The sequence below is a fragment of the Luteibacter sp. NPDC031894 genome (genome assembly GCF_050273135.1).
Taxonomy (GTDB): Bacteria; Pseudomonadota; Gammaproteobacteria; order Xanthomonadales; family Rhodanobacteraceae; genus Luteibacter.
Genome location: NZ_JBNNMV010000013.1, coordinates 22840 through 34960 on the forward strand (window position 1 = coordinate 22840; position 12121 = coordinate 34960).

Annotated in this window: 10 protein-coding genes; 5 read left to right on the forward strand and 5 right to left on the reverse strand. The window is 66.0% G+C overall.

The genetic code is table 11. The features are described 5' to 3' along the window. Positions 1–6 precede the first annotated feature (6 nt). The gene (locus ACQKIE_RS18905) at positions 7–1098 is read right to left on the reverse strand and encodes a glycosyltransferase family 4 protein (RefSeq protein WP_427462062.1); all 1092 of its coding nucleotides are present in this window, start codon (positions 1096–1098) and stop codon (positions 7–9) included. Between the two features lie 59 nt (positions 1099–1157). After that, the gene (locus ACQKIE_RS18910; protein ID WP_427462064.1) at positions 1158–2015 is read right to left on the reverse strand and encodes a glycosyltransferase family 2 protein; all 858 of its coding nucleotides are present in this window, start codon (positions 2013–2015) and stop codon (positions 1158–1160) included. A gap of 166 nt (positions 2016–2181) precedes the next feature. Here ACQKIE_RS18910 and pilB point away from each other — a divergent pair, with 166 nt between their 5' ends. From pilB to coaE, 4 genes are all read left to right on the forward strand, one after another. Then, positions 2182–3909 (forward strand): type IV-A pilus assembly ATPase PilB, encoded by a 1728-nt coding sequence (gene pilB, locus ACQKIE_RS18915; protein ID WP_427462066.1) that lies wholly within the window; start codon positions 2182–2184, stop codon positions 3907–3909. A 144-nt stretch (positions 3910–4053) separates the two neighbouring features. Continuing rightward, a complete protein-coding gene (locus ACQKIE_RS18920) occupies positions 4054–5319 on the forward strand; it encodes a type II secretion system F family protein (protein ID WP_427462068.1) in 1266 nt (421 codons plus the stop codon). A gap of 82 nt (positions 5320–5401) precedes the next feature. Continuing rightward, complete coding sequence (locus ACQKIE_RS18925; protein ID WP_427462070.1) at positions 5402–6271, forward strand: prepilin peptidase; 870 nt, start codon at positions 5402–5404, stop codon at positions 6269–6271. Further along, entirely contained in the window at positions 6268–6873 is a 606-nt protein-coding gene (gene coaE, locus ACQKIE_RS18930; RefSeq protein WP_427462072.1) for a dephospho-CoA kinase, read from the forward strand. The genes ACQKIE_RS18925 and coaE overlap by 4 nt, the downstream gene beginning before the upstream one ends. A 43-nt stretch (positions 6874–6916) precedes the next feature. Here coaE and ACQKIE_RS18935 read toward each other — a convergent pair whose 3' ends face one another. Beyond that, positions 6917–8167: a putative bifunctional diguanylate cyclase/phosphodiesterase gene (locus ACQKIE_RS18935; RefSeq protein ID WP_427462074.1), complete on the reverse strand. Its 1251-nt coding sequence runs from the start codon at positions 8165–8167 to the stop codon at positions 6917–6919. Continuing rightward, complete coding sequence (locus tag ACQKIE_RS18940) at positions 8164–9408, reverse strand: HD-GYP domain-containing protein (protein ID WP_427462076.1); 1245 nt, start codon at positions 9406–9408, stop codon at positions 8164–8166. Before ACQKIE_RS18940 ends, ACQKIE_RS18935 begins: the two co-directional genes overlap by 4 nt. 131 nt (positions 9409–9539) lie before the next feature. On the opposite strand from ACQKIE_RS18940, the gene msrA reads away from it, so the two are divergent. Continuing rightward, positions 9540–10211 (forward strand): peptide-methionine (S)-S-oxide reductase MsrA, encoded by a 672-nt coding sequence (gene msrA / locus ACQKIE_RS18945; RefSeq protein ID WP_427462078.1) that lies wholly within the window; start codon positions 9540–9542, stop codon positions 10209–10211. A 93-nt stretch (positions 10212–10304) separates the two neighbouring features. Here the strand turns inward: msrA and hutU are convergent, their stop codons facing one another. Then, positions 10305–11969 carry a urocanate hydratase gene (gene hutU / locus ACQKIE_RS18950; RefSeq protein ID WP_427462080.1) on the reverse strand — a complete coding sequence of 555 codons (1665 nt, stop codon included), beginning with the start codon at positions 11967–11969 and terminating at the stop codon, positions 10305–10307. Between the last annotated feature and the right edge of the window lie 152 nt (positions 11970–12121).

Here is a 12121-nt window from a genome sequence, read left to right on the forward strand (position 1 = left end):
CGAACATCATGCCGCCCCAGCACGAGCGAGGATGGCCGTCAGCCGGCGGATGAATTCGGGCCACGCGAAACGCTCGGCGAAGGCGATCAGGGCCTCGCCCGGAGCCCGGTCGCCATCCAGCACCTGGATTACCCGCTGGGCAAACGCGTCGTAATCGCCTGCGCCAACGAGGTAACCCGTGACGCCGTCGGATACGGCGTCGGGTGCACCGCCGACGGCGAACGCCACGGTGGGAAGGCCGTGCGCCGCCGCCTCCACGGCAACCATGCCGAATCCTTCCACGTCTCCCGGCACATCGCGGATTGGGAAGACATGGACGTCGCCGCTGGCGTAGGCAGCGGACAGTTGCTGGTCATCCAGGACGCCAAGATGCACCAGAGCGTCCCCCAGGCCGGCGGCGTCCGCCTCGTCGCGCAAACGGGACCACGCACCCACCGCGGCCCCGGCGAGGGCGTCCGGGGCTTCGTCGCCGATGACCACCAGCAGGGCCGTTGGATGCCAGCGTCGAATCGTGGGCAACGCCTGCAGGACGAATTCGCGCAATCCCTTTCGCTCGGTCATGCGCCCCACGGACAGAAGTATCGGCCTGCCTTCCAGCCCGTTCCGCCGCCGGAAGGCGGCCACGGCATCTTGCGGAGGTCGCGGTTCCGGGAGGGCCACCCCGGGATGCACGATGTGGAGCGCGCTTTCCGGGACGCCGGCGGCGCGGGCAAGCCTCGCGGTATTCGCGCTGTTCGCGATGCACGCGTCCATGCGGCGGACGAACGGCAGCCAGAGTGCGCGGTATAGGGTGTTGTCGACGACGAGATCGAGACCGTGCACATACGTCGCCATGCGAGCCCCCGACAGTCGGGCTGCCATCCACGCCATGGGCGCCGTCAAGCCACTGCCGGCGACGATCCACGCTGGGGAGGTCTTCACTGCCGCGCGGAGGGAGCGGAACCATGCGGCGACGAGGAAAGACCTCAGCGTACCCCGCCCGCATTCATGCACTTCGATGGAAGCGGGCAGCGCCGTGCGCGCGCCACGGGGTCCGATGACGATCACGCGAAAGTGGGCGGCGAGACCGATCGCCATATGCAGATTCAGCCGTTCCATGCCTCCTCGCAGGGGCGGCAGGTTACGACTGATCAGGATCACCGTGGGCCGCGCATCATTCACGAGTCGGTGGGGCGGTAAGTCAGCGACGTTATCTGTTCGGAAACGAGCCCAATCAGGAAGACGATGACCGCCGCACTCCACATCAGCGTACTGCCGTTGGTCAGGCGCCCGTGGGTCAGGAAGGTGAACCCGTAATTGAGGCAACCCAAGAGGAAGAACGTCGCGCTCACCGGCACGAAGAGCTTGAGCGGCGAATAAAGCGTGGCGATCTTGAAAATGATCAGGAGAAAACGGAGGCCATCCTTGAGCGGCTTGATGTGGCTTTTTCCGATACGCTCAGCCGCCTTGATCGGCTCGTAAGCGACGCCATACGCACTGCGGAAAAACGCCATCGTACTCGTCGTCGGATAGGAGAATCCGTTCGGCAACAGGTGGATGAACTCGCGGAAGCGGTGCGCGCGGGCAATGCGAAATCCCGACGTGAGGTCCGCCACCACCTGCCCCGTCATCCGGCTCGCCAGCCAGTTGTAGAGCGTGTTGGCGAGGCCGCGCCCCACCCCGGCCTGGCTCTCCCAGGACCGCGCCCCCACGACCATGTCATAGCCTTCGTCGAGCCGTGCAACGAGGCGCGCGATATCGGCCGGATCGTGCTGCCCGTCCCCGTCCATGAATACCAGGATGTCGCCCGTTGCCGCCCGGGCGCCGCGCTTGATGGCTGCGCCATTACCCATCGAATATGGCGATGAGAGACAACTCACCCCATTCCTCGCGCACACGTCGCGAGTGTCGTCGGTGGATCCGTCATCCACCACGATGATCTCGGCGCCCGGCTGGGCGGCCGTCAATAGAGGCAACAGGTCTTTCAGGGCGGCCGCCTCGTTCTTGGCGGGCAGGATGATGCTTAGACGACTCAAGAGTTCTCCCCCATGGCCGTTGAATCATAAGGGATATGCCCGCCGCGAAACGAGAACGACCTCGCGGAGGGCGGGCGCTCATGAACGACGGCTCCGTCACGCAGCCAGGCGTGACCATTCCTATAATCTGGAGTAGATTCAGGCGCGTATCTCGGGGAAACGTCACATGGCTTCACAAATGCATACGCCGATCCTGGCGGGCCTCACGGGTATGGCGCGCCGGCTGGTCACGGAGAACGTGCTACCGGAGGCCGACGTGCGCAAGGCCGTGCAGGACGCCGCGGAGAAGCGCGTGTCGCTAGCGGCCTGGCTTGTCGACCAGAACCTGGTGGACAGCCCCAAGCTCTCCCAGGTCGCTTCGGCCGAATTCGGCATGCCCCTGATGGACATTGCGGGCATGGCCGCGGCGAACATGCCCCTGGACCTGGTGACCGAAGCTCTGATCACGAAACACCAGGCCTTACCCCTGTTTAAACGCGGCAAGCGCGTGTTCGTCGGCATCGCCGACCCCATGCAATCGCACGCGCTGGACGAGATCAAGTTCCACTCCAACCATATGGTTGAACCGGTGCTGGTCGAACGAGGTCAGCTACGCCGGATCATCGATACCGCCCTTTCGGCTATGAACGCCAACGTACCCGGCTTCGAGGACAACGGCCTCGAGGATCTGGCTCTGGAGGGCGGGAACGAGGACGGCGACGGCACCACCGGCATCGATGCCAACGCAAATGACGACGCCCCAGTCGTCAAGTTCGTCAATAAGATCCTGGTCGACGCCATCAAGCGCGGCGCCTCCGATATCCATTTCGAGCCATTTGAAGCCATTTATCGAGTCCGGCTGCGCATGGACGGCATCCTCCGCGTCGTGGCGACCGCGCCGATCAAGCTGGGCAATCGCATCGCCTCGCGCATCAAGGTCATGAGCGGCCTGGACATCGCCGAGCGCCGGGTGCCGCAGGACGGCCGCATCAAGCTCAACCTCACCAAGACCCGCGCCATCGACTTCCGCGTCAGCACGTTGCCGACCCTCTTCGGCGAGAAGATCGTGTTGCGTATCCTTGACGGGTCTTCGGCGAAGCTGGGCATCGACAAGCTCGGCTACGAAGACGCGCAAAAGAACCTGTACCTCGATGCCATCGACAAGCCCTACGGCATGGTTCTGGTCACCGGCCCCACGGGTTCCGGTAAGACGGTGTCGTTGTACACCGCCCTCAACATACTCAACACCGAGGGGCGCAATATCTCCACGGTGGAAGACCCGGTCGAAATCCGCGTCGAGGGCATCAACCAGGTCCAGCAGAACACGAAGCGCGGCATGACCTTCGCGGCCGCCCTGCGCTCGTTCCTGCGCCAGGATCCGGACGTGATCATGGTCGGCGAAATCCGCGACCTGGAGACCGCCGAAATCGCCATCAAGGCCGCGCAGACGGGCCACATGGTGCTCTCCACGCTGCACACCAATGACGCACCCCAGACGATCTCGCGCCTGATGAACATGGGCATCGCGCCCTACAACATCACATCGTCCGTTACCTTGATCATTGCCCAGCGCCTGGCCCGTCGGCTGCACGACTGCAAGAAACCGATCGAACTGCCGCCGGCCGCGCTGCTTGCCGAGGGTTTTACCCAGGAAGAAATCGACCAGGGCATCACCATCTACGAAGCGGTGGGCTGCGACAGCTGCAACGAGGGGTACAAGGGGCGCGTGGGTATCTACCAGGTCATGCCCATGGTCGAGGACATCCAGAAGATCATCCTCGAAGGCGGCAATGCCTTGCAGATCGCCGAAGCGGCCAAGAAGGCGGGGATCAACGACCTCCGCGCCTCGGCCCTCCTCAAGGTCAGGAATGGGGTAACCAGCCTGGCCGAGATCAACCGCGTCACCAAGGACTGACGGCCCCTGGCGCCGTCGGCGCATGTGAAGATGTGCGCCAGACGGCAGAAAGGCACGTGCCTGACCGTTCAAACTAGAATAAGAACAGGGACCGGTCCGGGAGGACGGGTCCACTGAAGCATCAACCCGGGGGAACACCGCGTCATGGCTACCGCCACCGCCACGAAGAACGCGCGCGCCATAGGCGTAGCGCGCGCTGAAGTCAACAAGCTCGTCATGTACGACTGGATCGCACTGGACAAGCGCGGCAAGCGCATGAAGGGTGAGATGCAGGCGAAGAACGCCGCACTGGTGAAGGCGGAGCTGCGCCGCCAGGGGATGAACCCGCAGACGGTCCGCGAAAAGGCCAAGCCACTGTTCGGGGCGTCGGGCAGTACGGTGAAGCCTCGGGACGTCGCAATCTTCAGCCGTCAGATCGCCACGATGATGGCCTCTGGCGTGCCGATGGTGCAGGCCTTCGACATCATCGCCAACGGCCAGAAGAACGTCCGCTTCAAGAACATGCTGATCGACGTGAAGAACAGCATCGAGGGAGGCGCCTCGCTTCACGAAGCGCTGGCGCTGTACCCGGTGCAGTTCGACGAGCTCTATCGGAATCTGGTCCATGCAGGCGAATCAGCGGGCGTGCTCGACACGGTTCTCGATACTGTCGCCACCTATAAGGAGCGCATGGAAGGCATCAAATCAAAGATCAAGAAGGCGTTGTTCTATCCCATCATGGTCCTGGTGGTCGCGCTGCTGGTCTCGATGATCCTCCTGCTCTTCGTGGTTCCTGTCTTTCAGCAGACGTTCGCGGAAGCGAAGGCCGAGCTCCCGGCGCCCACGCAGTTCGTCGTGGCGGCATCGAAGTTCATGCAGTCCTACTGGTGGGCCGTGATCCTGAGCATCGTCGGCTCGGTGGCGGCCTTGATCTTCTTCAAGAAGCGCTCGACGAAGTTCGCCCATTTCCTCGATCGCTTCTCGCTGCGCATCCCGGTCATCGGCGATCTCCTGCACAAGTCGGCCATTGCTCGCTTCGCCCGTACCCTGGGCGTAACGTTCCACGCGGGCGTCCCGCTGGTAGAGGCCCTCGATGCCGTTTCCGGAGCCACCGGCAGCGTCGTCTATGGCGATGCGGTGAAGCAGATGCGCGACGACATCGCTGTCGGTCACCAGCTGCAGCTATCGATGCGCCAGACCAACCTCTTCCCGAACATGGTCGTGCAAATGACCGCCATCGGCGAGGAATCCGGCTCGCTGGACCACATGCTGTTCAAGGTGGCGGAGTTCTACGAGGAAGAAGTGAACACGGCCGTCGACACGCTGAGCAGCCTGTTGGAGCCCTTCATCATGATCATCCTCGGCGTCCTCGTCGGCGGCATGGTCATCTCCCTCTACCTGCCCATCTTCAAGCTCGCCGGCACGGTCTGACCCGCGCCGCCACGAGCAAGGCACAATAGGAACCCTTCGCCTTTGCGGGCGGAGGGTTTTTCTTTACCACGGCCTCCGACACATGCCCGAACTCCCCCTCGCCATCTGGATCGCCTTCGCCGCCGTCTTCGGCATGCTCGTGGGCAGTTTCCTCAACGTGGTCATCCTCCGCACACCGCCGCGGATGCAGTGGGAGTGGCGCCGACAGGCACGCGAGGTGCTGGAACTCGAGCCCGTGGACGAGCCAAAGCCGCCTGGCATCGCACTGGAATCGTCGCACTGTCCCCAGTGCAAGCACCGGCTGGCCGCGCACGACAACATCCCCGTCCTCGGCTGGCTTTTCCTGCGTGGGCGCTGCCGCTACTGCGGCACCAGGATCTCGGCGCAGTACCCGTTGGTGGAACTATTCTCCGGGGTGGCAAGCGCGCTGGTGGTCTGGCATTTCGGTCCAACACCTGCCGCGCTGGCGGGCCTCCTGTTCACCTTCTTCCTCATCGCGCTATCGGGCATCGACACGCGCACCCAACTGCTGCCGGACGAGCTCAACTACCCCTTGCTCTGGATCGGCCTGGGGCTCTCGTTGATTCCCGCGTGGCAGCCCCTGCCCGTCGCGCCCTCCTCCGCGATCCTGGCCGCGCTCATCGGCTACCTGAGCCTCTGGAGCGTCTATTGGCTGTTCAAGCTGCTCACCGGCAAGGAAGGCATGGGCCACGGCGACTTCAAGCTTCTGGCCGCGCTGGGCGCGTGGATGGGGCCGGTGTCGTTGCTGCCGGTCATCATGTTGTCCTCGCTGATCGGCGCGCTCGTGGGCGGCGGCCTGATGCTGTTCCGCAACCACCAGCGTGACGTGCCGATCCCGTTCGGGCCGTACATTGCGGCGGCGGGCTGGGTCTGGTTCCTTGCCGGCGACCGTCTGCTGGCGGGATACCTTCGCCTGACGGGACTGCAATGAGCTTCGTCGTCGCGCTGACCGGGGGTATCGCTTCGGGCAAGAGTGCCGTCGAACGGCGGTTCGAGGCGCTCGGCATCCATGCCTACGACGCCGATGTCGCGGCACGCGCCGTGGTCGAGCCCGGCTCGGAAGCACTGGCCGAGGTGGCCCGGCTGTTTGGGACGGAGGCGCTGGATGGCGACGGCCGACTCGATCGCGCTGCCATGCGCCAGCGCGTGTTCGCGGACCCGTCGGCGCGGGCAACGCTCGAAGGTATCCTGCATCCGCGCATTCGGACTTGGCTGCGGGAGGCTGCTGCCGCGGACGACGGTCCTTACTGCATCCTCTCGATTCCGCTGCTGGTGGAGAATCGCGAGCACTACGCGTGGGTCGATCGCGTGCTCGTGGTGGATGCGCCGGAGGCCGTGCGGATCGAGCGGCTGACGCAGCGCGATGGAATCGACGCGCCGCTTGCGGGGAAGATGATCGCGGCGCAGGCGTCGCGCGAGGATCGCTTGGCCATCGCGGACGACGTGATCGTCAACGACGGGGATGAGGCGGCACTGGATGAGGCAGTGGCAGTGCTCGATCGGCGCTATCGGGCGTTGTCTCGCCGGAACTGACCCTCGACCTGGTCGGCTCCCACCGAGCAAGTGCGGACTGCGATTACACCAGCGAGGCGGCGGCGATCCGTTCGGACACGAAGTCATCGGCCTTCATCGGCTCCGCGATGTGATAGCCCTGGACGAGGTCGCAGTCCATTTCGACCAGGCGCAGGAGCGTCGCTTCGTTTTCCACTCCTTCGGCCACGGCTTCCATGCCCAGTCGGTGCGCCACGTCGACCATCGCCTGGACCAGCAATTCGGTACGGCTGTCGGTATTCATCGCATCGACGAAGGTGCGGTCGATCTTCAGTTCGGTCGCCGGGAAGTGGCGCAGGTACGCGAACGAGGCGTAACCGGTGCCGAAGTCGTCGATGGCCACGCGAACGCCACGATCGCGCAGACAGCGCAGCACGCGGACGCTCATGTCCAGGTCGGTCAGCAGCGCCGTCTCGGTGATCTCCACGATCACGGCGGTGGGGGGCACGCCCCAGATCTCCATGGCACCAAGCATCTGCTCCGCGAAGCCCGGCTCGGCGAACACGCGCGGCGACAGGTTGATGGCCACGTCGAGAGGACAACCGCCACGGTGCAACGCGGCGGCGTGGCGCAGCGACGCATTGAGGCTCCAGCGCGTCAGCGGCACGATCAGGTCGCTGCGCTCGGCGAACTGGATGAAGTCGGTGGGGGCGACGTGGACTTGGGCGGTGGTGGTCCAGCGCGACAGCGACTCGACGCGCACGATCTCCCCCGAACGCAGGTCGCGCAAAGGCTGGAAGGCCACGTGCAGGCGGTTCGCCTCGATGTCTTCGCGCAGCTCGCCATAGAGGATTTCCACGGGCGTGGCGTCGGGCTGGTAGAGGGCGAACGGCTCACCGATCCGCAGGGCCTCGTCGTGCGCCAGCTCCGCCCGGCGGTAAAGCAACTCCGCCGTGGTGCCGTGCTCCGGATGCACCGCCACGCCGACGACTGGACGGCCGTGCCACGGGCGCTCGCCGCGCAGGATGGGCGAATCGAAGGCGCCGACGATCCGCGTGGCGGCCAGGAGCGCGTGGGTGCGGTTGCGCACGGAGGGCAGCACCACGACGAACGTGTCGTCGCCGGCGACGAAGACCGTGTCGACATGGCGCACGGCTTCGACGAGCCGTTCGCGCGCGGCGAGCATGATCTGGCTGCCGAACTCGTAGCCAAAGCGCAGTTGCGCCTCGCGCATCCCCTGCAACCTCACGACGAGGACGGCGCGCCAGCCCGAGTCGGGGACCACCCGGTCCAGGATGATCTGTACAGCGGGCAGGATGTCGGCACGCTCACTCATTGAAGGAAAAACTCCTTGGGCTCGATGCCATGACTGCCTGCCGGCAGGGTTCGCAGGATTTCGCGACGGACCGGGTCCGTCTGGTTCATCAGGTCGACGATGAGGAAATCCTCGCGCGGCCCCTTATCCGCACGCGTCAAGACGGCCACCCGCGGCTGCAGGCGACGGGCGTGATTCTGCACCATCACGACCGCGACTTCACCCGTGTTGAGCTCGACGATCGAGCCGGTCGGGTAGACGCCGATACACGCCTGGAACTGTTCCACCAGTTCGCCCTGGAAGGCGTTGTCGCGGCCCGCGTATAGCTGGCGCAGGGCGAGGTGCTGGGACACGGCCTGTCGATAGGGGCGCGGTGACGACATCGCGTGGTACGTGTCGATGATCGCCGCCATGCGGCCCGAGAGCGGGATCTCCGTGCCGGCGAGGCCCGCCGGGTAACCGGTGCCGTCGAAGCGCTCGTGGTGGGTCAGCACCATGTCGCGGACCTCGGGATCAGTGACGCCGGAGTGCTCGAGGATGGCAACGCCTTCCTCGACGTGCCGGCGCGCCAGGCCCCACTCGTCATCGTTCAGCGGCCCCTCGCGGGAAAGCAGCTCCTCCGGCATCTGCACCTTGCCCACGTCCATCAGCAACCCACCAGCGGCCAGGCTGACGATGGCCTCGCTGGCGAAACCCATGTGCCGACCGAAAGCCGCGGCCAACGTGCTGCAACCGACGGCATGCTGGTAAGTGTAGGTGTCGCGGCGGCGCAGGCTCTCGATCCAGAAAAAAGCGTCGCTGCTGCGTAGCAGACTGGCCACCATCGGGCGCACGGCTTCCTCGACGGCGACCGGGTCGATGGCGCGGCCGTGCTGGATGTCCTCCACCAGGCGCTCGGCGAAGTGCGCCACGCCGTCGAAGGCCACCTGGGCACGCGGGACCTCGTCCTCGAACGCCACCGTGTCGCGATACGTGTGCCGGGCGACCAGGCGCGGATTCGCGCTCGGCTTCGGCGGGGGACGGACCGGCGTGGCGACCCGCGCGGGCTTGACGATCGTCCGCTCGGGGACGACCTGGCGGTGCAGGTCGACGAACACGTACTTGCAGAACCTGCTGAGCTTGTCGATGTCGTCTTGCGAGGTGATGGGCACGCCCTGCAACGGAAACGTCGTGTCCGACCACTCGCAGTCGAGACGGCTCACGTACATGCCGACCTCCAGGTCGGCAACGAAGACGCGTCTCTCTACCAGGTCGTAAGCCACTGTCCCCTCTCCCGCCGAACCACTCCACATCCGTTGGGGTATCGGCCCCAATCACCGGAGCTTTAGGCGCACGTCAGGAAAATGACGTGTGCCCGGTCTTATGGACAGGCCCACTTCCCGGAGCTACCCCCATGCGCCTCCGCCTGCTTCCATCCCTGTTCCTGGCCCTCACCGCCTGCTCGGCCGCCTCCGCCGGCGAGGAGGGGGTCAAGCTCCCCATCCCCGTGGTCGACTCGACACCGGCACCCGGCGAGGCTTCCGCCGTCTTCGCCGGCGGCTGCTTCTGGGGCGTCGAGGGCGTGTTCCAGCACGTCCGCGGCGTGAAGAGCGTCCGCTCGGGCTACTCCGGCGGCGACGCCGCCCATGCCAATTACGACGACGTGAGCGATGGCGACACCGGCCACGCGGAGTCCGTCCGGGTGGTATACGACCCCGCCCAGGTCACGTATGGCCAGCTCCTGCAGGTGTTCTTCTCGGTGGCGCAGGACCCGACCCTGCTCAACCGCCAGGGGCCCGACGTGGGCACGCAGTACCGCTCCGCCGTCTTCTATGCGAATGCGGAGCAGAAGAAGGTGGCCACGGCGTACGTGGACCAGCTGAAGGCGGCCCATGCGTTCCGGGCCCCGATCGTGACCGAGGTGGCGCCCCTGAAGGCGTTCTACCCCGCCGAGGACTACCACCAGGACTATATGCGCCTGAACCCCGATTCGATGTACATCGCGATCAACGACCGCCCGAAGGTCCTGGCGTTGCAGCGGCTGTACCCGGAGCGATACGTGGCGTCCTGGGCTAACGGCCGCTGAGGCAAGCGGCAATCGCCGACAGGGCCGGCTCTCACCAGGCATCCAGAGGCTCTACCCGGTACTCGGTGGGAGCCGACCCTGTCGGCGATGCTCTTAGCCGAGCATCGGGAGGTCGAGGCCCTGTTCCGTGGCGCAGGCGATCGCTTCCGGGTAGCCGGCATCCGCGTGGCGCATGACGCCGGTGCCAGGGTCGTTCCACAGGACGCGGGCGAGGCGCTTGTCGGCGGCCTCGCTGCCATCGCAGACGATCACCACGCCGCTGTGCTGGCTGTAACCCATGCCGACGCCACCGCCGTGGTGCAGGCTGACCCAGGTGGCGCCGCCGGCGACGTTCAGCATGGCGTTGAGCAGCGGCCAGTCGCTGACCGCGTCACTGCCATCGCGCATGGCCTCGGTTTCCCGGTTCGGGCTGGCGACCGAGCCGGAATCGAGATGGTCGCGACCGATCACCACGGGTGCCTTCAGCTCGCCGTTGCGCACCATCTCGTTGAAGGCCAGTCCGAGGCGGTGGCGCTGCCCCAGGCCGACCCAGCAGATGCGCGCCGGCAGGCCCTGGAAGCTGATCCGCTCGCGAGCCATGTCCAGCCAGCGGTGCAGGTGCGGATCGTCGGGGATCAGCTCCTTCACCTTGGCGTCCGTCTTGTAGATGTCCTCCGGGTCGCCCGACAGCGCCACCCAGCGGAACGGCCCCACGCCCCGGCAGAACAGCGGACGGACGAAGGCCGGCACGAACCCGGGGAAGGCGAAGGCCTCGGACAGGCCCTCGTCCTTGGCCATCTGGCGAATGTTGTTGCCGTAGTCGAAGGTCGGCACGCCCATGGCGTGGAAGGCCAGCATCGCCTCCACGTGGCGGCGCATGGACGCCTTGGCCGCCCGTGACGTGCCGGCCGGGTCGCTCTTCCGGCGCTCGAACCATTCGTCCACCGTCCAGCCCGACGGCAGGTAGCCGTTCACCGGGTCGTGGGCGCTGGTCTGGTCGGTGACGGCGTCTGGTCGGACGCCACGGCGGACGAGTTCGGGCAGCACGTCGGCGGCGTTGCCGAGCAGGGCCACGGAGACGGCGCGACCTTCCTTCGCGTACCGGTCCAGTCGGGCCAGGGCGTCGTCGAGGTCAGTCGCCTGCTCGTCCACGTAACGGGTCTTCAAACGGAAGTCGATGCGGCTCTGCTGGCACTCGATGGTGAGCGAGGACGCACCGGCGAGGCTGGCCGCTAGCGGCTGAGCGCCGCCCATGCCACCGAGGCCCGCCGTGAGGATCCAGCGGCCGACCAGGCTGCCGCCGTAATGCTGGCGGCCCATCTCCACGAAGGTCTCGTACGTGCCCTGCACGATGCCCTGCGACCCGATGTAGATCCACGAACCGGCCGTCATCTGGCCGTACATCATGAGGCCCTTGCGATCGAGCTCGTTGAAGTGCTCCCAGTTCGCCCAGGCGGGAACGAGGTTGGAGTTGGCGATGAGCACGCGCGGTGCGTCCGGGTGCGACGGAAACACGCCCACCGGCTTGCCCGACTGCACCAGCAGCGTCTGGTCGTCGCGCAACTCGCGCAGGCTGCGGAGGATGGCGTCGAAGCACTCCCAGTTACGCGCCGCGCGGCCGATGCCGCCGTAGACCACCAGCTCCGCTGGATTCTCGGCCACCTCGGGATCGAGGTTGTTCTGCAACATGCGGAACGGCGCTTCCGTGAGCCAGCTGCGGCAGGTGAGTTCGCTGCCACGCGGGGCGCGGACGGTGCGGGTGGTGTCGATGCGCGTCACTGCGGTCATCGGGGAACTCCGTCGATCCTGGGAATCCCCGATTATGGTCCCCCGCGCCCCATTTCCTCGCCGATGAAGGCGAAGGGCGTGGGCGAACTGGGTATCTGCGGCGTCGCCGCGGCGATCGCCAACGCCGTGTACAACGCCACCGG

What these genes read in the sequence shown, in the direction of transcription:
- ACQKIE_RS18905 (WP_427462062.1), bottom strand. Translation starts at nt 1,098, where the DNA reads ATGGAACGGCTGAATCTGCATATGGCGATCGGTCTCGCCGCCCACTTT.
- pilB (WP_427462066.1), top strand. Translation starts at nt 2,182, where the DNA reads ATGGCTTCACAAATGCATACGCCGATCCTGGCGGGCCTCACGGGTATG.
- ACQKIE_RS18920 (WP_427462068.1), top strand. Translation starts at nt 4,054, where the DNA reads ATGGCTACCGCCACCGCCACGAAGAACGCGCGCGCCATAGGCGTAGCG.
- ACQKIE_RS18925 (WP_427462070.1), top strand. Translation starts at nt 5,402, where the DNA reads ATGCCCGAACTCCCCCTCGCCATCTGGATCGCCTTCGCCGCCGTCTTC.
- coaE (WP_427462072.1), top strand. Translation starts at nt 6,268, where the DNA reads ATGAGCTTCGTCGTCGCGCTGACCGGGGGTATCGCTTCGGGCAAGAGT.
- ACQKIE_RS18935 (WP_427462074.1), bottom strand. Translation starts at nt 8,167, where the DNA reads ATGAGTGAGCGTGCCGACATCCTGCCCGCTGTACAGATCATCCTGGAC.
- msrA (WP_427462078.1), top strand. Translation starts at nt 9,540, where the DNA reads ATGCGCCTCCGCCTGCTTCCATCCCTGTTCCTGGCCCTCACCGCCTGC.